Genomic DNA, 23985 nt, shown 5'->3' with positions numbered 1-23985 from the left:
CATGAGCGCAGCGCCTTCCAACAGCTACGACCTGATCGTGATCGGTGCCGGCATCGTCGGCAGCGCCTGCGCCGAGCGTGCCGTGCAGGAAGGGCTGCGGGTCGCCGTGGTCGAGCCCGGCCCGGTCGGCGGCGGTGCCACCGCGGCGGCGATGGGGCATCTGGTGTCGATGGACGACGACCCGGCCGAGTTGGCTTTGTCGCGGTATTCGCTGGCGCTGTGGGAACGCTTCGCCGATCTGCCCGAAGCCGAATTCAGCCGTTGCGGCACCTTGTGGGTCGCGCGCGAGGCGCGCGAGTTCGACGGCGTCGCCGCGAAGATCGCGCGCCTGGCCGCGTCCGGCGTTCGCGCGCAACGAATCGACGCCGACGAGTTGTACCGACTCGAGCCCGGCCTCACCCCGGGGCTGTGCGGCGGCATGTTGGTCGCCGACGAGGCGGTGGTGTATCCGCCGCGCGTCGCCCAGCATCTGTTCGAGCGCGCCCTGCAGGCCGGCGCCACGGCGTTCCTGGGGCGTCGTGTCGTCGAGCTGAGCGCCAACGGTGCGCGCCTGGACGACGGCAGCGAATTGGTCGGTCCGGTCCTGGTCGCGACCGGTTGCGCCGTGCCCGAATTGTTGCCGCAGTTGCCGATGCGCGCACGCAAAGGGCATCTGGTCATCACCGAGCGCTACCCCGGGCGGGTGCGCCATCAACTGCTCGAACTCGGCTATGCCGACAGCGCTCACGGCGATGCCGACAGCAGCGTCGCCTTCAACGTGCAGCCGCGTCCGACCGGGCAGATCCTGATCGGCTCCTCGCGCGAGTTCGGTGTCGAGGATCGCGCGGTGTCGCTGCCGATGCTGCGGCGCATGCTCGACCGCGCCTTCGCGTTCCTGCCGATGTTGCGCGAGTTGCAGGCGCTGCGGGTCTGGACCGGTTTCCGGCCGACCACGCCCGACGGCCGACCCTACATCGGCGCGGTCGCCGACCGGCCGCGCACTTGGGTCGCGGCCGGCCACGAAGGGCTCGGCGTGACCACCGCGCTGGGCACGGCGCAGTTGTTGCTCGATCAGATGCTCGGCCGCGCGCCGGCGATCGATCCCGCGCCCTTCTTGCCGGAGCGCGCGTTGCGATGAAACGTCCGAGCGTGCAGTTGTCGATCGACGGCATCGCCGTCGAAGTGCCGGCCGGGGCCAACGTCGCCGCGGCCGTGGCCCAACTCGGTCTGCGTTTTCGCCGCTCGCGCAGCGGCGAGGCGCGTGCGCCGCTGTGCGGCATGGGCCTGTGTTTCGAATGCCGGGTCAGCATCGATGGCGTCGCCCATCAACGCGCCTGCGTGGTGGTGGCGCGCGACGGCATGCAGGTGCAGCGCGATGACTGAGCCCTGCGACGTGCTGGTGATCGGCGCCGGCCCGGCCGGGCTGGCGGCGGCGCGCGCCGCGGCGAGCCACGGCGTCAACGTCGTGCTGGTCGATCTGCAGGCGAACCCGGGCGGGCAGGTCTGGCGCCACGACGTGCGCAAATCCGCACCGGCCGCCGCGCGCCTCGCAGTGGCGGAGATGCGCGCGCGCAGCAATCTTCACTGGCTGCCGCAGGCGCAGGTCGTCGCGACCGCGCCGGGCCGGGTGCTGATCGAAGAAGCCGGCCTGGTGCGCGAAATCGAATACGGTGCCCTGGTGCTGGCTACCGGCGCGCGCGAACTGTTATTGCCGTTCCCGGGCTGGACCTTGCCCGGCGTCACCGGCGCCGGCGCCCTGCAGGCCCTGGTCAAGCAAGGCTGGCCGATCGCCGGCAAGCGCGTGCTCCTCGCCGGCAGCGGCCCGCTGCTGTTGGCCTCGGCCGCGACCTTGCGCCGACACGGCGCGCAGGTGCTGGCGATCTGCGAACAGGCGCCGGACGCGGCGCTGATGGCGTTCGCCTCGCAGTTGTGGCGCTGGCCGGGCAAGTTGCTGCAGGCCGCGGCGTTGCGCACGCGCCTGGCCGGCGTGGCCTATCGGCGCGCGAGCTGGGTGCGCGCCGTGCACGGCGACGAGCGGGTGCGCGAAGTCGAGATCGCAAGCGCGCGCGGAGTCGAACGCATCGCCTGCGACCAGGTCGCGGTCGGCTACGGCCTGGTGCCGAACACCGAACTCGCCGCGCAGCTGGGCTGCGCGCTCGAACTCGACGGTCGCCATCCGCGCGTGCGCGTCGACGAGCGGCTGATGACCAGCGTCGACGGCGTGTACGCAGCCGGCGAAGCCTGCGGCATCGGCGGCGTCGATGTCGCGCGTGTCGAAGGCGCGATGGCCGGTCACGCCGCCGCCGGCGCAGACGATGCCGCGCGTGCGCTGCGTCCGCGCCGTCGCCACGCACGCGCCTTCGCCGCTCTGTTGCCGCGTTACTTCGACCTGCGCGACGACGTGCGCAAGCTCGCCGAGCCGGCCACGCTGGTATGCCGCTGCGAGGACGTGGCGTTGGCGCAGTTGCAAGGATATTCCGACGCGCGCGCGGCCAAGCTGGCCACGCGTTGCGGCATGGGCAGTTGCCAGGGCCGCATCTGCGGCACGGCGCTGACCGAGTTGGGTCTGCTGGTGCCGGCGACGCGTGCGCATGTCGCGCGGCCGCCGGTTTTTCCCACCCGGCTGGCCAGTTTGGCCGCAGCCGGCTCTTGTTCCGATCGTACTTTCCTTACCGAATCCAAAGGGTCTGTCTAATGAGCAATGCTTCGTTCTGGCGTGGCGTCATCCCCGCGATCACCACCCCGTTCCGCGCCGACGGTGCGATCGATCACGCCTTCCTCGCCGAACACGCGCGCACCTTGATCGATGCCGGCTGCGTCGGCATCGTGCCGCTGGGTTCGCTCGGCGAAGCGGCGACGCTGAGCTTCGAGGACAAGCTGGCGATCCTGCGCACCCTGGTGCAGGCGCTCGACGGCCGCGCGCCGGTGATCCCCGGCATCGCCGCGCTGTCGACCGACGAAGCCGTGCGCCTGGCGCGCGAGGCCGCGGCGATCGGCTGCGCCGGCCTGATGGTGCTGCCGCCGTACGTGTATTCGAGCGACTGGCGCGAAATGAAGGCGCATGTGCGCGCGGTCATCGAAGCGACCCCGCTGCCGTGCATGCTCTATAACAATCCGATCGCCTACAAGACCGATTTCGTGCCCGAGCAGATCGCCGAACTCGCCGCCGAACTGCCGAACCTGCAGGCGGTCAAGGAATCCTCGACCGATGTGCGCCGCTTCGCCGCGATCCGTTCGCTGCTCGGCGAGCGCCTCGATCTGTTGGTCGGCATGGACGATGCGGTGGTCGAGGGCGTGGCGATGGGCGCGACCGGCTGGATCGCCGGCCTGGTCAACGCCTATCCGAAGGAATCGGTGCAGTTGTTCGAACTCGCCCGCGACGGCGGTGCGCGCGCCGCGGCCGATCTCTACGCCTGGTTCCTGCCGCTGTTGCGCCTGGACACCGTGCCGAAGTTCGTCCAACTGATCAAGCTGGTGCAGGAGCGCGTCGGCCTGGGCAGTGAGCACGTGCGCGCGCCGCGCATGGTCCTGGTCGGTGCCGAGCGCGACGCCGCGCTCGCCGTGATCGAGCGCGCCATCGCCGCGCATCCGGGCCGCTGAGATGGGCGCGCGCGAACCGGTACTGATCGAAGGGCGTTGGCAGGCCTCGCGCGATGCCGGCGGCGATTTCCGCGCCTTCGATCCGACCCGCGGCACGCCGTTCGGACCGGCGTTCCCGGTGTCCGGCGCGGCCGACGCCGAGGCCGCGCTGGCCTCGGCCTGCGCCGTCGCCGACGAACTGGCCGCGGCCGATCCCGAACGCATCGCCGATTTCCTGGAGGCGTATGCGCTCGGCATCGAACACGACGGGCCGGACCTGGTCGCGCTCGCGCATCTGGAAACGGCGCTGCCGATCGAACCGCGTCTGGCCAAGGTCGAATTGCCGCGCACCACCGGGCAGTTGCGCCAGGCCGCGCGGGCGGTGCGCGAGCGTTCGTGGACCCAGCCGATCATCGACACCGCGGCCGGTCTGCGCAGTCATCTCGCGCCGCTGCACAAACCGGTGCTGATCTTCGGGCCGAACAATTTCCCGTTCGCCTTCAACGCGGTGGCCGGCAGCGATTTCGCTTCGGCCATCGCCGCCCGCAACCCGGTCATCGCCAAAGTGCATCCCTCGCACCCGGCGACCAGCCAGCGTCTGGCCGAACTCGCCCACCGCGCCCTGGTCGAGGCCGGCTTGCCGGCCGCGGCCTTGCAGGTGCTGTATCACCTCGACCCCGCGCACGGGCTGGCCCTGGCCGGCGATGCGCGGCTCGGTGCGCTCGCCTTCACCGGCAGCCGCAACGCCGGCCTGGCGCTGAAGGCGCGGGCCGACGCGGCGGGCGTGCCGGCCTATCTGGAACTGTCCAGCGTCAATCCGGTGTTCTTGCTCGAAGGCGCGCTGCACGAGCGCGGCGACGCGTTGGCGCAGGAGTTCTTCGCGTCCTGCACCATGGGCACCGGTCAGTTCTGCACCCATCCCGGCATCGTGGTGCTGCCGCGCGGCGCCGACGGCGATGGCTTCGTCGCCGCAGCCGCGGCTTTGTTCGCGCAGGCCCCGTCCGGGGTGATGTTCTCGCGCGGCGTGCTCGATCATCTGCAGCAAGGGCTCAGCGATTGGCGCGAGGCCGGCGCGGAACTCGTCGCCGGCGGCGCCGTCGCCGAAGGCGAGGGGTATCGCGTGCAACCGGCGCTGCTCAGCGTCGATGCGGCGACGTTCCTCGCCGACCGGCGCTTGCAGAGCGAGGCCTTCGGGCCGGTGAGCCTGGTCGTGCGCGTCGACGGTATCGAACAGGCGGTGGCGATCGCGCAGGGGCTCGAAGGCAATCTGACCGGCACCATCTATGCCGGCGAACCCGACGCCGCCGACGAGGCCCGCCTGGCGGCGAGCCTGCGCCCGCGCGTCGGCCGCCTGATCGCCAGCCGCATGCCGACCGGCGTCGCAGTGAGTCCGGCCATGCACCATGGCGGGCCCTACCCGAGCACCGGCCATCCCGGCTTCACTGCGGTCGGGTTGCCGGCGGCGATTCGCCGCTTCGCCGCCTTGCATTGCTACGACCACGTGCGCGACGAATTGCTGCCGCTGGAGTTGCGCGACCGCAATCCAGGCGGCATCGCGCGTCAGGTCGACGGCCGCTGGACCTACGACGACCTTGGAGCTGCGCCTTGAATCAGATCGGTGGTTTGACCCTCGAGCAGGCGCGTGCCGGCCTGCAACCGTGGAGTGAGCGCGCACCGGCGATCGGCGCCCACGAGTACGCGCAACGCATCGAGCGTGCGCGCGAGCTGATGCGGCGCGAGGGCTGCGAGGCCTTGCTGATCACCGCCGGCACCTCGCTGCGTTATTTCACCGGGGTGCCCTGGGGCGCCAGCGAGCGCTTGGTGGCGATGCTGCTGACCCTCGACGGCGACCCGGCGGTGATCTGCCCGGGCTTCGAATCCGGCTCGCTTTCGCACGTGCTCAAGATCCCGGGCCAATTGCGCCTGTGGGAAGAACACGAAGACCCCTGCGCACTCGTCCTCGACACGATGCGCGCGCGCGGCGCCGCCCGGCTGGCGCTCGACCCGGGCGCGCCGTATGCGGTGTTCACCGCCTTGCGCGCGCTGGCGCCGACGCTCGACATCGTCGATGCGAGCGCCATCGTCGACGGTTGCAGGGCACGCAAGACCGAGGCCGAACTGGCGTTGATGAAGCAGGCCACGGCGATGACCCTGCAGGTGCACCGGCTCGCCGCCGGCCTGGCCGACGAGGGCGTGAGCACGGCGACCTTGCGCCGTTTCATCGACGAGGCGCATCGTGCGTTCGGCGCCGACAACGGTTCGACCTTCTGCATCGTCCAGTTCGGCGAAGCGACCGCGTACCCGCACGGCATTCCCGGCGAGCAGACCCTGCGCGAAGGCGAACTGGTGTTGATCGACACCGGCTGCGCGGTGCAGGGCTATCAGTCCGACATCACCCGCACCTACATCTGCGGCCGTGCCGGCGCCGAGCAAAAGCGGATCTGGGACCTCGAACTCGCCGCGCAACGGGCCGCGTTCGATGCGGTGCGCCCCGGCGTCAGCGGCGAAGCGGTCGATCAGGCCGCGCGCACGGTGCTCGAACGCGGTGGCCTGGGCCCGGACTATCGTCTGCCCGGCTTGCCGCACCGCACCGGGCACGGCTGCGGCATGAGCGTGCACGAGACGCCGTATCTGGTCCGCGGCAACCGGGTCGGGCTGGAGCCCGGCAACTGCTGCTCGAACGAGCCGATGATCGTGGTGCCCGGCCAGTTCGGGGTGCGGTTGGAGGATCACTTCTACGTGACCGAGAACGGCGCGGCCTGGTTCACCCCGCCGTCGCTGGCGATCGACCGGCCGTTCGCCGATTGAGTCGCCGGCGGCGTTGAGTCCGCTGGCGACCACCGGGCTTCCTCTGCACGGGCCGCCTGCCGCGCCGGTATCGGCGGTCCCCCCGGGCGGCCCGTTCAGAGGGGGAAGCCATGGCGCGGATCGGCATCGGCAGACACTTCAGGCACATCCGCGTTCGCGCGGATTGCCGCATGATGGCCCGCATCCGTCCGAATCCCGAACGAGTCCCGCGATGATTTCGATCCGAACTGCTCCGCCGCGCGCGCCCCTGGCCGCTCTGACTGCCGCCTTGTTGCTCGGCCTGAGCCTGGCGCCGGCTTTCGCCGCCGAACCGCCCGCCACCGCGGCGCCGTCCGCGTCCGCGGCCGATGAGGCGAGTGCGCGCGACAGCGAAGCCGGCGTGCGTTTCAAGGCGCTGTACACGCGCGAATGGAAATGGCGGCAGGCGCAGTTCGCCGGCGGCGACGACGAAGACGTGCAGGGCCAGGCCTCGAGCCGTCTGCCCAAGGTCGACCTCGCCACTCAGGCCGAGCGCGAGCGTTATTGGGCGCAGGTGCTGAAGGAACTCGACGCGATCGACAAGGCGCAGCTGCGCGGCGAAGACCCGGTCAACTACGAGGTGTTCCGCCAGCAGATCCAGAGCCTGCTCGCCAACCAGCGCCTGCGCGGTTGGGAGATGCCGTTCAACAGCGACAGCGCGTTCTGGACCAACCTGGGTTTCACCGCGCGCCGTCCGATCCGCGACGGCGAAGGCTATCGCCGTTACCTCGGCCAGCTGCGCGACATCCCGCGTTATTTCGACGAACAGATCGACAACATGCGCGCCGGTCTGGTGCGCGGCTACAGCGTGCCGCGCGTGACCCTGACCGGGCGCGACGCCTCGATCAAGGAAGTAGTCGACGCCAAGCTCGACGACAACCTGCTCTACACCCCGTTCAAGCAGATGCCGGCGAACATGCCCGCGGCCGAACAGGCCCGCTTGCGCGCCGAGGCGGCCAAGGCGATCGACGAGCAGGTGCTGCCGGCGTATCGCAAGCTGTTGGCCTTCATGCAGGACGAGTACATGAAGCAGGCCCGCACCACGCTGGCGGCCGAGGCCATGCCCGACGGCGAGGCGCTGTACCGGGCCAAGATCCGCGAATACACCACGCTCGACTTGCCGCCCGCGCAGATCCACAAGATCGGCCTGGAGGAAGTGGCCAAGATCCGCGCGCAGATGGACCAGACCATCGCCAAGACCGACTTCAAGGGCACGTTCCCGGAATTTTTGCATTACCTGCGCACCGATCCGAAGTTCTACCCGAAGACCGGCGACGAACTGCTGATGCGCGCCTCGTGGCTGGCCAAGCGCGTCGACGGCCAGATCGGCAACTACATCCGCCTGCTGCCGCGCCAGCGTTTCGCGATCCGGCCGGTGCCGTCGGACCTGGCGCCGTTCTACACCGCCGGACGCGGTGGGCGCGACGTGTACCTGCTCAACACCTACGACCTGCCGTCGCGGCCGCTGTTCAACCTGGCCGCGCTGACCCTGCACGAATCCGCGCCGGGGCATTCCCTGCAGACCTCGCTCGCCGCCGAGCACGAAGGCCTGCCGGACTTCCGCCGCTACACCTACATCTCCGCCTACGGCGAAGGTTGGGCTTTGTACTCGGAGAAGCTCGGCATCGAGATGGGCCTGTACGACACGCCCTACGACTACTTCGGCTATCTGACCTACCAGATGTGGCGCGCGAGTCGGCTCGTGGTCGACACCGGCATCCACCACCTCGGCTGGAGCCGCGAACGCGCCCAGGCCTTCCTGCGCGACAACACCGCGCTCAGCGAACACGAGATCCAGACCGAGGTCGACCGCTACATCGGTTGGCCGGGCCAGGCGCTGTCGTACTACCTCGGCCAGATGAGCATCGAGCGCGCGCGTGCGAAGGCCGAACAGGCGCTCGGCCAGGACTTCGACATCCGTGCCTTCCACGATGCGATTCTCGCCCTGGGTTCGGTGCCGTTGCCGGTATTGGAGCAGCGTGCCGATCGTTTCATCGAGGAGAGTCGAGCGAAGGCGGCGCAGCGGGCGAAGACCGCCGCCGCGGCGGCTGCGAAGCCTTGATCGGTCGTTGTATCGATTAGCGGCATGGGTACGTCGCTTCTCCTGTAGGAGCGGCGTGAGCCGCGATAGGAACGCGCAGAACCCGCACTGCCGTTGCCGCTGATCGAAATCTCGAAACTATCGCAGGGTAGGAGCGACGCGAGTCGCGACTGCGCGGTCTCCCGCTGCGGCGTTTGCTGCCGCAGACTCGTAAAGCAAAATCTAAAGCTTCCGTCCGCTGACGCGGCCGGGTTACTTTCTTTTGCTAAGCCCAAAAGAAAGATAACCAAAGAAAAGGGCTTTCCTTGACGAAGCTCCCCTGCGAGTACTTAGCTTGCGCTGGGATTTTCCGATAAGACGTCCCTGTCTTATCGGAAAACGCCGCACGTCCTGTGCGGCGCCCTCCGGGTCTACGGTTGCATCGCAAGTTTGGAACTGCGCCAAGCTTTCACCGCAACAGCAACAGCAACAGAAATCATCAGGTGGTGCTTCTGCTTTGGGGTAGGAGCGGCGCGAGCCGCGACCGCGCCATGGCGACAACGACGCGGCGATCTGGAGGCACGGTCGCGACTCACGTCGCTCCTACACGGGGTGGTGTCGTCGCATATAGCTGTGGCTGTGCGTCGCCGAGTCCTCGCGAAGGCAATGGAAGACCCGAAGGGCGGCGCGCAAGGATGCGCGCCGTTTTTTCATCGGGACAGGGATGTCCCGTATGTAGATCCCTGCGTCGGCATCGAACGTGCGGGCCTGTGATTCAAAGAAAAGCAACTTCTTTGGTTACCTTTGGCCGAAGGGAATCCAGACGGACTTTTGGGCCAGCAAAAGAAAGTAACCCGCCGCTTTGGAAGCGGGAGCTCTTGGCGTTTGATCTTGATCTTGCTTGAACGAAGCGTGGCGAGACCGCAACAACGCGGTCGCGGCTCGCGCCGCTCCTACCCTGGGTGGCACCGCCACAGCAGATTCACCGCGACGTTTTAGCGGCGGAAGCTCTTGGCGTTTGATCTTGATCTTGCTTGAAAGAAACGTGGCGAGACCGCAACAACGCGGTCGCGGCTCGCGCCGCCCTTACCCTTGGCGGCGCCGCTGCAGCAGATTCGCCGAGACGATGCCGCAATCGGTCTGCGACACGACAACGCTGCCCTCAACGCCCCGCCGGCTCCGGCAATCCCCAGGCCCGCCAATGTTGCGCGTACTGCGCCTGCGGCAACAGCACGAACACCGGCTGCGCTTCGGGCTTCAGCCACGCCAGCAAACGGTCCATCTCGCCCTCATCCATCGCGGTGCAGCCGGCGGTGGCTTCGCCGGGGGCTTTCCACAGGTGGGCGAAGATGCAGCTGCCCGCACCGGCGACGCCGGCGCGGTTGTGTTCGATCACGAAACCCTGGCGATAGCGTTGATCGCCGCCGGCGTGCAGGTCGCGGCGCATCGGTTCGGTGGAGCCTGCGACCGCGGCCTCGCCGACGGTCTTGGCATCGACGATGCGGTTGTACAAGGGCGAGTCGCTGACGTCGATGCAGTAGTCCGACACCGTCATCGCGCTGTAGGGCAGGGCGGTGGCGGCACGGTCGGCGTAGCCGAAGGCGGTGCCGATGTGGAACAGGCCGGCGGGGGCGCGGCCGTCGCCTTCGCGCTTGACCGGGCCGTCTTGCTGCGCCGGATGCAGGCCGAGGCCCCAGGCCGAACCGGCGCGGCCGATCGTTACCTCGGCCGCATCGCCGACCGAGCGCCACTGGCCGTCGACGCGCTCGAAGCGCTGTAGCCGACCCTGGTTGGCGTCCCAGTCGGCCGTGGTCACCACCACCAGTTGCCCGGCCTGACTGGTTTCGCCGCCGTAGCGGTCGCTGCCGGTCGTGGCGCAGCCGGCCAGCATCAGGGCCAGTCCCGCCGCGATGAGGCCGGCGCAGCGACGCAGTCCCGAGGCGGGCTTGAACTTGGCCTCAGGCTGGGCTGGAGATTCGCGCCCGGACGAGAGCATGCGGAAGGACGGGGGCATGGGCATTCCTCGCGGCGCATCGCGCGGCATCAGGTGTCGAGCATGTCCTGGATGCGTTCGGCGTTGCTGTCGAGCTGGCTGAGCCGGCCCTGGCCGCGTTCGCACAGCAGGATGAAGATCAGGTCGAGCAGGTGCTGCAGCGCCGACTGGTACAGCAGCGGCTCGACATGGGCGCGCTCGTCGTGGGCCGAGACCAGCAGGGAGAAATCGGCATGGGCGCGCAGCGGGTTGGGGGTGTGGCGGGTCACCGAGACGACCTTGCCGCCGGCTTCGCCGAAGGTGCGCGCCAGGTGGCACAGCGCGGTCTGCTTGCCGAGCTCGGAGAACACCAGCAGCAGGTCGCTCTGGTTCGCGGTGGCGGTGCTCGCGGTCATCAGCACCGGGTCGAAATGGTGGACGCTGAGGATGCCGATCATCGCTAGCTTCATCGCCAGGGCGCGGGCCGGGATGCCGTCCTCGCCCAGGCCGATGATGAACACCCGGCGCGCGTCCTGGATCAGCTCGGCGATGGCGTCGATGCGCTCGGCCGGGTTGATCAGCCGGGTTTCCTCCTCGGCGCGGGCCTTGCCGTGCCACAGGCGCTCGGCCAGGGCGGCATGCGGGTCGGCGTGGACCGATTCGACCGCGTGGGCGTCGTCGTGGCCGTGGCCGCGCGCGACCGCCTCGCCGATCGAGTACTTCAGGTCCGGATAGCCCTTGAAGCCGAGCTTCTGGCTGAACTTGACCACGCTCGACTGGCTGATGCCGAGCGCGTTGGCCAGCTGCTGCGAGGAATAGTCGCGCAGCAGGTGCGCGTTCTCGAGCAGGTAATCGGCGATCCGGCGTTCGATCGCCGACATCTGGTCGCGTTCGGAGCGGATCTTGAGCAAGGGCGACATCGGCGGGTCCAGTCCTGTACGGCTAATCCTGTGGCGAAACCGGAGCCGCGGCTCAGACGTCGAGCGGTTCCAGGCCGCGGATCTCGCGGATGCCCAGACCCGGCGCGTCGGTCACCGTGATCTCCGATTCGTTGAAGATAACTCCCCCGTCGACCGGATTGAACGCGCACAGCGAGGGACCGTCCAGATCCACCTTGGTGATCACATTGGATTTGGCCACCGCCAGGTGGACCGCGGCGGCGACGCTGATGCTGGTCTCGATCATGCAGCCGATCATGCATTCGACCCCGTACATGGCGGCGATATCGGCGATCTGGATGGCCTTGGACAGGCCGCCGGTCTTCATCAGCTTGATGTTGATGATGTCGGCGGCGCGCATCCGGATCAGGTCGATGACCTCGGCCGGGCCGAACACGCTTTCGTCGGCCATGATCGGGGTGTGGACCCGATCCGTGACGTACTTCATACCGTCGAGGTCCTGGGCCTTGACCGGCTGCTCGACCAGTTCCAGGCGCACCCCGGCGTCTTCCAGGGTCTGCAGGGCATACACCGCCTGCTTGGCGGTCCAGCCCTGGTTGGCGTCCAGGCGCAGCAGGGCGCGGCCTTCGACCGCGGCATAGATCGCCTTGACCCGCTCGATGTCGACGCCGATGTCCTTGCCGACCTTGATCTTCAGAGACTCGAAGCCGCGGTCGACCGCGGCGATCGAGTCGGCGACCATCTTCTCGATGTAGTCCACGCTGATGGTGATGTCGGTGGTGATGACCGGGTCGCCGCCGCCGAGCATCTTGTACAGCGGGGCGCCGTAAAGCTGGCCCCACAGATCGTAGACCGCGATCTCGACCGCGGCCTTGGCGCTGGAATTCTTCTCCAGCGCGCCCTGGATCAGGCCGGTGATGCGGTTGAGGTTGGCGATCTCCTCGCCGATCAGGCGCGGCGAGATGAACTTGCGGATCGCCTCGACGATCGAACCGTGGGTGTCGCCGGTGATCACCGCCGTCGCCGGCGCTTCGCCGTAGCCGATGTGGCCGGTATCGGTGTGGACGGTGACGACGATGTCCTCGACCACGTCGACCGTGCGCAGCGCGGTCTTGAACGGGGTCTTCAGCGGGACCCGCAGCATGCCGAATCGGATGTCGGTGATCTTCATGTGGTCGGTAAGGTCTTGGTTCGTTCGGCGTGTTCGGTGGTTGGGAGGGTGGCGGCGCTCGGCGACGCTACTTCGGATGGGGTCGACGGCGGTGTGAAGTCGGCGACCGCGGCTTGGGAGAGGATCGCTCTCCGGCGTGGATGGCCTCGCTCATGGACGAATACGTTGAATGCTGGTGATCCGGTCCACGGTCGGCTGCTCGCGGTTGAACAGCAGCGGCACCAGCGGCGTCACTGAGACGCCGTTGAGGTGCACGCGCGCCAGTTCGCCGGTGCGGTCGCGGAAGGTGATGCCGGTGGTGTCGTGGATCACGTAGGGCCAGCCGTCCTCGTGGCCGACCACCATCATCACGTGGCCGGGGATGTAGATCAGGTCGCCCACTTCCAGGGTCTTGAGGATCTTCAGGCGGTCCTCGTGGCCGACATCGTCGGCCAGGTCGATGCGGTTGTAGGCCGGGCTGACCGCCTGGTCGCGAGTATTGCGCGGCAGCTGCACGCCGAAGCTGCGGTAGATCTCGGAAACGAAGCCGCTGCAGTCGCGGGTGTTGTAGGAATGCCCCCAGCCGTAGCGTTCGCCGAGGAACTTGAAGCCCTGGCGGACCAAGTTGGCTTGCGTCAGCGGCAAGTAGTCCGCGGCGGTGTCCGCGGTGCGCGGCAGCAGCGCCGGGGAAAACTGCAAACGCCCCGCTCCGTCGCGATACGGCAACTCGATCACATGCGAGGCGTAATGGTGTTGGCCGTTGACCGGGCGCTCGGCCGGCCAGTCGGCGAGCAGCGGCACGCGCACGCCCATCTCCAACTGCACGTCCGACACGCCGGGCTGTTCGGGCGCATGCACGGTGCGCGCGGTCGCGCCGGTGACGACCAGGTAGGGCGCCTTGCGGGTGTAGGCGAAGATCGGCTTGGCCTCGCCCTCGGCGATGCGGTCCTTCTCGACCCAGGCCGCGTACAGCTCGCTGACCACGAACCAGTACTGGCCGTCGAGGCTCTCGTGCACGATCGCCACCGGCGTGCCCGGGAACAGCGCGCTTTCCTGGTAGCGGTCGATGTCGGTGTCGCCGCGCGCGGTGAACACGCGCAGCCGGGTCGGGAAGGTGCGCAGGTCGGCGCGGCGCACGACCATGCCGTAGCGGGTGTCTTGTAGCGCCGGGATGGCGTCCAGCGCCAGGGCGTCGCCGAGTTGCTGTAAGGTCGGCGCCGGCACTTCCTCGCCGCGCTCGTCGTACAGGGTTTCCTCGCGCGCCTGCGACAGCGCCGCGATCCACTCGCGGACCTGCGCACGTCGCAGTTTTGCCGGCAGATGTTCGATATCGTGCACCGACGGGTCGAGCCGATGCAGGCGCTGGTTCTGCGCGTCGATCGCTTTGCGGTCGAGTATCGTCGTGTCGGGCTGGGTCTGCTGGCGTATCCAGTAGTCCGCGTTCAATTGCCCCTCCTCGATGCCGATCACGCCGGTCGCCGGCGTGCGCGCAGTCTCGCGTGCGAAGGCCGGCACCGCGCCCAAGGGCACGGCTGCCAACAACGCCGCGATCAACAGCGCGGCGCGGCCATGGGAATGCTGCGGGTGGCGAGTGTCGCTACGCATCGCTTCATGCTCCGGGCGCGCTGGGCCGATCCCGCGCGCCGTCACAGGCCCGATGCCGGTCGTCCGGCACCCACCCGGCTTCGACGAACGCGCGACGTCGGGTCGGTCCGCAGAATACATACTTCCTACAAAAAATAGATAGAGAATAATTTATTGACCGGGTCCGCCCTTCATGTTACACAGCCATGAATCGATGGCCCCCGCGTGGGTGACACCAGGTATGGATCCCGTGACTGACCTGCTGTTTATCGCTCCCCGCGCGAGGGCCATCGTCTTCTTCGCTGGGAGTTGGCGGGCGGCCGTGCTGGCCGCGGCGCTGGCCGTGGCCGCGCCGGGCTGGGCCCACGGCGCGGCCACGGACGACGCCGGCGAACGCCTCGCCGCCATCGTGGCCCTGGTCGACACCGGTCATTTCGAAGGCGCCCGGGCCCGCATCGCCGAGGCCCTGGCCCGCCCCGGGGTGACCGCGCCGCAACGCCAAGCGCTGGAGTTCGAGCGCGAGCGCATGCGTCGCATCCGCCTGGACTTCACCCTCGACGAAGCCCAGGCCCAGGCCAAGCTGCGCGAGCAGATCCCCGACCTGCGCGCCGACGAGTTCGCCGCCTGGGACCGCGCCGGCCTGCTCGAATACCTCATCATCGACGGCGACAAGCGCTATTTCCAACGTGCGCCGTCGAACCTGTTCCGGCTCAGCGAGCAAGCCCTGGCGCGACGCAAGCCCGGTGCCAAACCGCTGAGCCATGGGCCGATGGAAGTGCTCAACGCCCATCACGCCGAAGTACGCGATGCCGCGCTCAAGAGCGGGCTCGCCCATGCCGCGCCGCGGCGCGTGCGCGTGACCCAGTCGTTGACCGTCGAGGCCGATGCGGTGCCGGCCGGCAAGACCGTGCGCGCCTGGCTGCCGTATCCGCGCGCCTTGCCGCGGCAGCAGGAAGGCATCCGCTATCTCGCCAGCACGCCGGCCGGCCATCGCATCGCCCCGGAGTCGGCCCTGCAGCGCACGGTCTATCTGCAACAGACCGCGAAGGCCGGGCAGCCCACCAAGTTCCAGGTGCAGTACGAACTGACCGTCTATGGCCAGTACCGTGCGATCGATCCCGACAAGGTGGTGCCGGCACCGGTGAACCAGGACACCCGGCCTTATCTGGGCGAACGCGCGCCGCACATGGTCTACACCGACGCGCTGCGCAAGTTCTCGCGCGAGGTGGTCGGCGACGAAACCAATCCTTACCGCATCGCCAAGAAGCTCTACGCCGCGGTCGACCGCATTCCCTGGGCCGGCGCGCGCGAGTACTCGACGATCTCCAACATCAGCGACTACGCCCTGCACGCCGGCCATGCCGACTGCGGCCAGCAGACCCTGCTGCTGATGACCCTGCTGCGCCTCAACGGCATCCCGGCGCGCTGGCAGTCGGGCTGGGTCTACGGCGACGACGGCTACACCAACATGCACGACTGGGCCTGGATGTATTTGGCGCCCTACGGCTGGATGCCGGTCGACGTCACGACCGGCCGTTTCGATTCGTCCGACGCGCAGCTCGCCGATTTCTACTTCGGCGGCTTCGATGCCTATCGCATCGCGTACAACGACGACTACGGCCGCGACTTCGTCCCGGCCAAGACGCACGAACGCTCCGAAACCGTGGATTCGCAACGGGGCGAGGTCGAGTGGGAAGGGGGAAATCTCTACTTCGACCAATGGGACTACGACTACGAGACACAAGTGCTGCCCGCCAAGGCTTGAGCAGGCGGAGCGGCGTCCATCATTCTGGGGAGGAAGTGCGGTATGAACGGCAAGACCTTGCGTAAGTCCGGGCTGTGCATGGCGATGGGGATCTGCCTTGCTTCGATGGCGCTGCAGCCGGCGCTGGCGGCCAACACCGACGGCTCGCTCGCCGGCCGGGTGACCGCCGGCGCCGAGGTCACGGTGCGCAGCACCGAGACCGGCTTCACTCGCACCGTGAAGGCCGACGAGAGCGGCAACTACCGCTTCCCGTTCCTGCCGATCGGCACCTATCAGTTGCAGGCCAGCAAGGACGGCGCCGCGGTCGGCGAGCCGATCGAGGTGGTGGTGAGCCTGGGCAACGAGGCCAACATCAACCTCGGCGACGCGACCAATCTCGGCGCAGTGCAGGTGATCGGCTCGCGGGTGATCTCGCCGGTCGACGTGCGTTCGACCGAATCGGCGACCAACGTCACCAAGGCCGAGCTCGAACGCGTGCCGGTCGGCCGCGACGCGCAGTCGGTGGCCTTGCTCGCGCCCGGCGTCATCCAGGGGCAGTACGGCGGCGCCTCGTTCGGCGGCTCGTCGGTGTCGGAGAACGCGGTCTACATCAACGGCCTCAACGTCACCGACTTCTACAAGCGCGTGGGCTTCTCTTCGGTGCCGTTCGGCTTCTTCAAGGAGTTCCAGGTCAAGACCGGCGGCTACTCGGTCGAGTACGGCCGTACCACCGGCGGCGTGATCAATGCGGTGACCCAGTCGGGCACCAACGAATTCCGCTACGGCGCCGAACTGGTGTGGGAGCCGGCTTCGCTGCAGTCTAAGGGCAAGAACCACTACGACGCCGACGGCAATCCGTTCCGCATCGCCAGCAAGGATCAGTACGACCGCACCAACCTCAACGTCCACGCCTCCGGTCCGATCGTCAAGGACAAGCTGTTCTTCTACGCGATGTACGAGTTCCGCGACTACCAGCCGGAAAGCACCAACGACGCCGGCAGCACCTTCTTCAAGGGCAAGTCCGACAAGGGCTTCTGGGGCGCCAAGCTGGATTGGCAGATCAGCGACAAGCACCTGCTCGAATTCCTGGCCTTCTCGGACAAGAACGAGACCACCACCGACAATTATCTGTACGACTTCGACGCCGGCCAGCGCGGCAACCGCTCCAACACCCAGTTCAACGAGGCCGGCGGCACCAACTGGGCGCTGACCTACACCGGCTACCTCACCGAGAACTTCTCGATGAAGGCCTTGTACGGCGAGAACAAGCGCGACCGCATCCAGAGCAGCCTCAACGATATCGCCTGCGATGCGGTGCAGGACCGCCGCGTCGCCGGCCTGCCGCAGATCAGTTGCGTGTCCTCGGCGCAGATCGAGGTCGGCCTGGACAAGCGCGAGGCCGCGCGCCTGGACTTCGAATGGCAGCTCGGCAACCACCTGCTGCGCTTCGGCATGGACCGCGAGGTCAACACCTCCGAGAACGAGAGCTTCTACCCGGGCCCGTCGCGCAAGTTCTTCCAGATCTACCCGACCCGTCCCGGCACCACGCTGGAGAACGGCGGCGTCGTGCCGGCCGGCGTGACCGCCTACGTGCGCGCGCGCCAGCAGGAAGTGCGCGGCAACTTCGAGTCGATCAACTCGGCCTACTACCTCGAAGACAACTGGCAGATCACGCCGGACTTCATGCTCAACGCCGGGGTGCGCATCGAGGGCTTCGACAACAAGAACGGCGAGGGCAACACCTACATCAAGATCGACGACATGGTCGCGCCGCGCCTGGGCTTCTCCTGGGACTTCAAGGGCGACGGCCGCTCCAAGGTGTTCGGCAACGTCGGCCGCTACTTCCTGCCGATCGTCAACCAGATCAACGTCAAGCAGGCCGGCGCCTTCCTCGACGAGCGCACCTTCTACGTGTTCAACGGCCTGGAGCCGTTCCAGTACAACGGCTCGACCTATTACCGCCCCATCCTGGGCGCGCAGATCGGCGCGGTCGACAACAGCCAGGGCGACGGCACCGTCGGCGACCTGCGCAGCGAGGTCGACGCCGACATCGACCCGGTCTACCAGGACGAGGCCATCCTCGGCTTCCAGTCGATGATCGACGACACCTGGTCGTGGGGCGTGCGCGGCATCTACCGCCGCCTGCACAACGCCATCGACGATATGGAGATCACCTCCAACGGCATCCTGTGCGGCGGCGAACCCGGCAGCATCGGCTACGTCATGGCCAACCCGGGCAAGGACGTCACCCTCTACACCGACACCAACTGCGACGGCAGCAACGACGGTTTCGTCACCATCGATACCTCGCGCGCCGGCTGGGCCTTGTACGACGATGACGGCAACTACGTCGGCGAGCGCGGCTGGGTCAAGCCCAAGCGCACTTACCGCGCGCTGGAGTTCATGCTCGACCGCGCCTGGGACGACAAGTGGGCGTTCAATGCCTCGTACACCTGGTCCAAGAGCGAGGGCAATGCGGAAGGGCCGTCGAACTCCGACTTCGGTTTCGACAACACCGGCCGCACCGAGTCCTTCGACGACCCGTTCGTGAACTTGAACGGCAACGGCCCCTTGCCGAACGACCGTCGCCACCAGATCAAGTTGCGCGGCGCCTATGCCTTCGACGACCACTGGTCGGTGGGCGCGACCTTGAACGCGCAGTCGGGCCGGCCGATCAATGCCTTCGGCAAGGGCAACCCGTTCGACGACACCAGTTACCACAGCTTCTACGTGTGCGTGTCCAACTGCACCGCCGACGCCTCGCAGCGCGTGTACGAGCTGCGCCGCCGCGGCTCCGGCGGCCACCTGCCGTGGACCTTCGATATCGGCGCCAGCCTGACCTATCAGCGCTCGATCGGTGCGGCCGACCTGCGGGTGAAGCTGGCGGTCTACAACCTGCTCAACAACCAGCGCAAGCTCGAAGTCGACGACGAGTTCGAGACCGGTATCGGCGTGCCGAACGAGTTCTACCGCTACGGCACCGGTTACCAGAGCCCGCGCTACGCCCAGCTGACCGTGTCCGTGGATTTCTGATGGTGTACCCGTTGGCGGCCCTGGGATGGGGCCGCCTTTCTTTCCCGCAGGACCGTCCGATGCGACACAGACCCCGTTCGCCGGTCCTGATTTTTATGCTTGCGCTGCTCGCGACGCCCCTGCCGGGCGCGGCGGCGGATCGCGTCGATGCGCCCGGCGCCGGTGACGCGAACCGGCGAGCGCTCGACCGCATTTTCGACGACGTCATGGGGCGTTACCGCCTGCCCGGGTTCGCGATCGGCGTAGTCGAAGACGGCGTGGTGACGTACGAGCGCACCGCCGGCGAGTTGGTGGCCGGCGAGGGTACGGCGATCACGCCCGACAGCGTGTTCAAGATTGCCTCGAACACCAAGTCGATGACCACCGCCCTGCTGGCGCGCCTGGTGGATGCCGGCAAGCTGCGCTGGGACGACCCGGTGACCCGGCATCTGCCGGGTTTCCGCATGCACGAGGATTGGGTCACGCGCGAGATGCAGGTGCGCGATCTATTGATCCACAACAGCGGCCTGCGCGCCGGTGCCGGCGACCTGATGCTGTGGCCGGAGCCGAACACCTTCACCCGTGGCGACATCCTGCACGGCCTGCGCTATCTCAAACCGGTGCACAGCTTCCGCTCGCGCTACGACTACGACAACCTGCTCTACATCGTCGCCGGCGAAGTGGCCGCCGCGGCCGGCGGCGCGCCTTATGAAACCCTGCTGCGGCGCGAAGTGTTCGCGCCCTTGGGCTTGTCGCGCTGCCAGATCGGCGATTGGAGCCGCGATGCGATTGGCGATGTCGCGCAACCGCATGTGCAACGCGACGGCCGCAACGTCGCGGTGCGCCGCGATGGGGCGCAGATCGCGGCGGCGACCATGGACCCGGCCGGCGGCGTGCGCTGCAGTCTGCGCGACATGACCGCCTGGATCGGTGCCTGGCTCGACCCCGGGCGCGCAGGTGCCGACGGCAAACCCTGGCTGTCGCCCCAGCAGCGCGAGGAACTTTGGCGGCCGCAGATGGCGATGACGGTGTCGAAGCGGCAACGCGAATGGAGCCGGACCCATTTCGCCGCCTATGGCTACGGTTGGCGGCTCAGCGATGCCGACGGCCTGCTCAAGGTCTCGCACACCGGCACGCTGATGGGCATGCACTCGTTGGTGACCTTGCTGCCCGAGCGCCGTAGCGGTTTCGTCGTGTTGATCAACGGCGACGCCGGACAGGCGCGCAGCGTGCTCGACCAGGTCTTGAGCGAGCGCTACACCGCACCGGCGCGGGCCCGCCCGGTCGCCTATTACGCCGATACGCTGGAGCGCGAAGCGCAGGCGCCGGCGGCGAAGCGCGCGCCGGACACCTCGAAGCGCATGGCGATACCCGCTTCGGCGCTGCGCGACCGCCTGGGCGTCTATCGCGACCCTTGGTTCGGCGAGGCCTCGGTCTGCGCACGCGACGACGGCGTCGAGTTCGCTGCGCGCAAGTCGCCCTTGCTCGCGGGTAAGATCGTCAGCGTCGGCGAGCGCCTGTTGCTCGACTGGACCGCGGACGAGGTCGATGCCGAGGCCTGGCTCGATTTCGCAGCCGCGGCCGACGGCGCCGTCACCCTGACACTGGCGAAGGTCGATCCCGATGCGGATTTCAGCTACGACTACGAAGACCTGGCGTTCGCGCGCGTCGGCGACTGCCCCATGGGCGAGGGCCGCCCTTGAGTTGAGCCTCGTTCTGGTGTTGAGCGCCTGCGCCGCCGCGCCGCCGCTCACGCCGCGGCCGAAGCCGCAGAGCGTCGCCCCGACGCTGTCGTCGGCGACCGATGCCGTCGCCGCGGGCATGGTCGAGATCCGCTCGCTGGTGCCGGACATCTCCCTCGACATCCGTTATGCCGGCGCCGACAACTTTGTCGGCCGCCCGGTGAAGGGATACGAGGCGGCCGGCTGCTATCTGCACGAACCCGTCGCCCATGCTTTGGCCCGGGTCGAACGCAGCCTGCGCCCGCAGGGCTTGATGCTGCGGATCTACGATTGCTACCGGCCGGTGCGCGCGGTGCAGGACTTCGTCGCTTGGGCCGGCGACCTCGATGATCAGCGCAGCAAGCCGCAGTACTACCCGAACCTCGACAAGCGCGTCCTGCTCGGCGACTACATCTCGCCGACCTCGGGCCATAGCCGCGGTGCGACCCTGGACCTGGGTCTGCTGGAACTGCGCGAAGACCGCTTCGAGCCGCTGGACATGGGCACGCCCTTCGACTTCTTCGACGAGACCGCGCACACCGCCTCGCCGAAGGTCAGTGCGAAACAGCGCTCCAATCGCGAGTTGCTGCGCTCGGCGATGCGCCGCGAGGGGTTCGAGAACTATCCGCTGGAGTGGTGGCATTACACCTACAAGCCGGAGCCCACCCCGCAAACGGCGTTCGATTTTCCGGTGAGGTGAACGCAGGCCGGGACTTCGGCTTTCGGCGTTGCGCTTCGGCCTGGGCGTCCGCATTGCCTGTTTCCCCTCACCCCAACCCCTCTCCCGTAAACGGGAGAGGGGCCAAGAGCGGATGGCTTTGAGTCCCCTTTCCCGTTACGAGAGAGGGCTAAGAGCGGACGGCTGTGAGTCCCCTCTCCCGTTTACGGGAGAGGGTTAGGGTGAGGGCGTCGTGCTGCGCGGCCTCAATCGAACCTCAACGTCCCGCGCCTGCGGCATCCGGCAAATACAGCTCCGCAATCCGCAAGGCCAGGCGATAGGGCTCGGGGTCGTTGCGATTGCTCAGCAACACCACGGTCAGGCGCCGCTGCGGGTAACGCACGATGACGTTGCGGAAGCCGATGCTTTCGCCGGAATGCCACAGAGTCTCGCCGGTGATGCGCCAACCGTAGCCATAGGCGACATCCGCCAAGTCGGTGGACGTATGCGGGCTGAAGGCCAGGCGTCGCGATGCGTCGCTGAGCAAGCGGTCGTCGTACAGGGCCGCGTCCCAGCGGGCCAGGTCGTCGATCGAGGAATAGATGCCGCCGTCGCCGAGCACCGCGCTGGTCGGGCTCTGGTCGGTGCGGGTCCAGCGGCGCTGCTCGAAGCTGTAGCCGTAGGCGCGGTGCGCGACTTCGGACAGGCCGCGCTCGTAGGCGACGGTGTGGCGCATGCCCAGCGGCAGGAAGATGCGCTCGCGCAGGAAGGCGGCGAAGCTCTTGCCCGAGGCTTTTTCGACCGTCAGCGCGAGCAGGGCGTAGCCGCTGTTGCTGTAGCGATACTCCTGGCCGGGGATGAAGTAGGTGCGGTTCTGGCCTTCGAGGACGCGCAGCACGTCGCGGTCGTGCATCTGCCGATCGCGGTCGTCGAACTCCGGCGGCATGACGTCCTCGTAGTCGATCAGGCCCGAGGTGTGGCTGAGGATCTGGCGGAGGGTGATGGCATCGGCGGCCTTCGGCAGCGACGGCAGCCAACGTTTGATCGGGTCGTCCAGGCCGAGCTTGCCGTCCTGCGCGAGCAGCAACACCGCGGCGGCGGTGAACTGTTTGCTGATCGAGGCCAGGCGGTAGTTGGTCTGCGGCGTCGCGGCGGCGCCATCCTCGAGCACCGCCCGGCCGTAGCCGCGGCGCAGCACCGCCTGGCCGTCGTGCAGCACCAGCAACGAAGCGCCGGGGCCGTCGCCCGCATAGTCGCGCATCAAGGCCTCGACGCGGTCGGCCGTGGCCGGGTCGGCGTTCGCAGGATCGGTGGTGGAAGAAACCGGCGCGGCGGCGCAGCCGGCGATCAGGGCGGACAGCCCCAGCGTCAGGGTGATCGTTCGCATCGGCCGATAGTGCGGCAGGGTGGGGCGCGGCTGGAAGTGTCTTGGTTATGGTGGGGAGGGGGCGGCAAAGGCGGGCTCCGCTTTATTTCGGCGGAGCCGAATACCCACGGCTTCACTGAGGCATGACTCTTAAGTCTCTGGATCTCCGCCTTCGCGGAGATGACGGCTGCAGTAGCACCGCCCGGGATTCGATCCACCACTGGAACACTCCGGGACCGGATTCGGCGCCTGTCAGTGCTTGCTATTAAATAGCGCGCCATGTAAATTGAGCCCCATGAAGAAGCCCGCCGCCTCCGCCAAATCGCCGCAGCCGACCCTGCTGCTCGACGACCAGCTGTGCTTCGCCCTGTATTCCACCAGCCTGGCGCTCAACAAGGTCTATCGCAAGCTGCTCGCCAAGCTCGGCCTGACCTATCCGCAGTACCTGGTGATGATGGTGCTGTGGGAGCGCGACGAGGTGACGGTGTCGGAGATCGGCGAACGGCTGTTCCTCGATTCGGCCACCCTGACGCCGCTGCTGAAGCGGCTCGAAGCCGCCGGCCTGGTCACCCGGACCCGCGCCGCCAGCGACGAGCGCCAGGTCATCATCGAGTTGAGCAAGGCCGGGCGCGCGCTCAAGACCAAGGCCCAGGGCATTCCTCAGGGCGTGTCGTGCGCGGTCGAAGGTTGCTCCTACGAGCAACTGGCGCTGATCAAGCGGCAACTCGAAAGCCTGCGCGAAAGCCTGATCCGAAACGCTTGATCGATGCCGGCGGTCGCTCGCCGGAGGCATCGTTCGATTCTGTAAATAGTGTGCGATTAAATAGTCATCGATTCATTTCTGGCGGGCTTGCCGCCCGCCGTCACCACCCCACCGGAGCCTCACCATGTCCATCGAAAAAGTCCTCTACACCGCCCACGCTCACGTTACCGGCGGCCGCGACGGCCGCGCCGTCTCCTCCGACAACGCGCTCGACGCCAAGCTGACCACGCCGCGCGAACTCGGCGGCGCCGGCGGCGACGGCACCAACCCGGAGCAGTTGTTCGCCGCCGGTTATTCGGCCTGCTTCATGGGCGCGCTGAAGTTCGTCGCCGGCCGCGAGAAGATCGCGCTGCCCGCCGACGCGGCGATCGACGGCAGCGTCGGCATCGGCCAGATCCCGACCGGTTTCGGCATCGAAGTCGAACTGAAGATCTCCCTGCCGGGCCTGCCGCGCGAACAGGCGCAGGCGCTGGTCGACAAGGCCCACGTGGTCTGCCCGTACTCCAACGCCACCCGCGGCAACATCGACGTGACCTTGACCCTGGTCTGATCGGCGCGGCGATACCGCGTCGGCCCACGATGTGGCCCATGCGGGACTGCGAGCGATGACGAACGGCCCGGTTGCGCATGCAGCCGGGCCGTTTCCGTTCGAGCGCGGCACTGCGATGTTCGCGGCAATAGTCGATATCTTCCGCACGGCCTGTGCAGGCTG

General features: G+C 67.9%; 18 protein-coding genes. 13 read left to right on the top strand and 5 right to left on the bottom strand.

The window, feature by feature from the left end; genetic code table 11:
- The first annotated feature begins 1 nt into the window (after position 1).
- From LC490_RS15310 to LC490_RS15280, 7 genes are all read left to right on the top strand, one after another.
- Positions 2–1117 (top strand): FAD-dependent oxidoreductase, encoded by a 1116-nt coding sequence (locus tag LC490_RS15310; RefSeq protein WP_223620729.1) that lies wholly within the window; start codon positions 2–4, stop codon positions 1115–1117.
- Complete coding sequence (locus LC490_RS15305) at positions 1114–1362, top strand: 2Fe-2S iron-sulfur cluster-binding protein (RefSeq protein ID WP_223620728.1); 249 nt, start codon at positions 1114–1116, stop codon at positions 1360–1362. The genes LC490_RS15310 and LC490_RS15305 overlap by 4 nt, the downstream gene beginning before the upstream one ends.
- Complete coding sequence (locus LC490_RS15300; protein WP_223620727.1) at positions 1355–2674, top strand: FAD/NAD(P)-binding oxidoreductase; 1320 nt, start codon at positions 1355–1357, stop codon at positions 2672–2674. Before LC490_RS15305 ends, LC490_RS15300 begins: the two co-directional genes overlap by 8 nt.
- Complete coding sequence (locus tag LC490_RS15295) at positions 2674–3579, top strand: dihydrodipicolinate synthase family protein (protein WP_031371924.1); 906 nt, start codon at positions 2674–2676, stop codon at positions 3577–3579. The genes LC490_RS15300 and LC490_RS15295 overlap by 1 nt, the downstream gene beginning before the upstream one ends.
- A gap of 1 nt (position 3580) precedes the next feature.
- The gene (locus tag LC490_RS15290; RefSeq protein WP_223620726.1) at positions 3581–5167 is read left to right on the top strand and encodes an aldehyde dehydrogenase (NADP(+)); all 1587 of its coding nucleotides are present in this window, start codon (positions 3581–3583) and stop codon (positions 5165–5167) included.
- Positions 5164–6366, top strand: a complete 1203-nt coding sequence (locus LC490_RS15285) for a Xaa-Pro peptidase family protein (protein ID WP_031371922.1) — start codon at positions 5164–5166, stop codon at positions 6364–6366. Before LC490_RS15290 ends, LC490_RS15285 begins: the two co-directional genes overlap by 4 nt.
- 211 nt (positions 6367–6577) lie before the next feature.
- Positions 6578–8446 carry a DUF885 family protein gene (locus LC490_RS15280; protein ID WP_223620725.1) on the top strand — a complete coding sequence of 623 codons (1869 nt, stop codon included), beginning with the start codon at positions 6578–6580 and terminating at the stop codon, positions 8444–8446.
- Positions 8447–9566: 1120 nt separating this feature from the next.
- On the opposite strand, the gene LC490_RS15275 is transcribed toward LC490_RS15280, so the two are convergent.
- The 4 genes from LC490_RS15275 to LC490_RS15260 all read right to left on the bottom strand — a co-directional run bounded on the left by LC490_RS15275 (position 9567) and on the right by LC490_RS15260 (position 14030).
- Positions 9567–10295 carry a hypothetical protein gene (locus tag LC490_RS15275; RefSeq protein WP_223620886.1) on the bottom strand — a complete coding sequence of 243 codons (729 nt, stop codon included), beginning with the start codon at positions 10293–10295 and terminating at the stop codon, positions 9567–9569.
- Positions 10296–10447: 152 nt separating this feature from the next.
- Complete coding sequence (locus tag LC490_RS15270) at positions 10448–11296, bottom strand: MurR/RpiR family transcriptional regulator (protein WP_223620724.1); 849 nt, start codon at positions 11294–11296, stop codon at positions 10448–10450.
- A gap of 52 nt (positions 11297–11348) precedes the next feature.
- Positions 11349–12446, bottom strand: a complete 1098-nt coding sequence (locus LC490_RS15265) for a dipeptide epimerase (RefSeq protein ID WP_031373019.1) — start codon at positions 12444–12446, stop codon at positions 11349–11351.
- Positions 12447–12596: 150 nt separating this feature from the next.
- Positions 12597–14030 carry an SH3 domain-containing protein gene (locus tag LC490_RS15260; protein WP_051885187.1) on the bottom strand — a complete coding sequence of 478 codons (1434 nt, stop codon included), beginning with the start codon at positions 14028–14030 and terminating at the stop codon, positions 12597–12599.
- A gap of 322 nt (positions 14031–14352) precedes the next feature.
- On the opposite strand from LC490_RS15260, the gene LC490_RS15255 reads away from it, so the two are divergent.
- The 4 genes from LC490_RS15255 to LC490_RS15240 are packed head-to-tail and all read left to right on the top strand — an operon-like array spanning position 14353 to position 21186.
- A complete protein-coding gene (locus tag LC490_RS15255; protein WP_223620885.1) occupies positions 14353–15774 on the top strand; it encodes a transglutaminase domain-containing protein in 1422 nt (473 codons plus the stop codon).
- A gap of 42 nt (positions 15775–15816) precedes the next feature.
- Positions 15817–18786, top strand: coding sequence for a TonB-dependent receptor (locus LC490_RS15250; protein ID WP_223620723.1), 2970 nt, complete (start codon positions 15817–15819; stop codon positions 18784–18786).
- Positions 18787–18845: 59 nt separating this feature from the next.
- Entirely contained in the window at positions 18846–20468 is a 1623-nt protein-coding gene (locus tag LC490_RS15245; RefSeq protein WP_223620722.1) for a serine hydrolase, read from the top strand.
- A gap of 1 nt (position 20469) precedes the next feature.
- On the top strand, positions 20470–21186 hold the full coding sequence (locus LC490_RS15240; RefSeq protein ID WP_223620721.1) for a M15 family metallopeptidase: 717 nt from the start codon (positions 20470–20472) through the stop codon (positions 21184–21186).
- Between the two features lie 235 nt (positions 21187–21421).
- On the opposite strand, the gene LC490_RS15235 is transcribed toward LC490_RS15240, so the two are convergent.
- Positions 21422–22531 carry a serine hydrolase domain-containing protein gene (locus LC490_RS15235; protein ID WP_223620720.1) on the bottom strand — a complete coding sequence of 370 codons (1110 nt, stop codon included), beginning with the start codon at positions 22529–22531 and terminating at the stop codon, positions 21422–21424.
- Positions 22532–22805: 274 nt separating this feature from the next.
- On the opposite strand from LC490_RS15235, the gene LC490_RS15230 reads away from it, so the two are divergent.
- Both LC490_RS15230 and LC490_RS15225 read left to right on the top strand, forming a co-directional pair.
- Entirely contained in the window at positions 22806–23273 is a 468-nt protein-coding gene (locus LC490_RS15230; protein ID WP_031373026.1) for a MarR family transcriptional regulator, read from the top strand.
- A gap of 124 nt (positions 23274–23397) precedes the next feature.
- Positions 23398–23823, top strand: coding sequence for an organic hydroperoxide resistance protein (locus tag LC490_RS15225; RefSeq protein WP_031373027.1), 426 nt, complete (start codon positions 23398–23400; stop codon positions 23821–23823).
- Positions 23824–23985: the final 162 nt, after the last annotated feature.

The sequence above is a fragment of the Lysobacter sp. ESA13C genome, from assembly GCF_019970005.1.
GTDB classification, from domain to species: Bacteria; Pseudomonadota; Gammaproteobacteria; order Xanthomonadales; family Xanthomonadaceae; genus Lysobacter; species Lysobacter antibioticus_B.
This window is presented reverse-complemented; position numbering and strand designations above follow the sequence as displayed.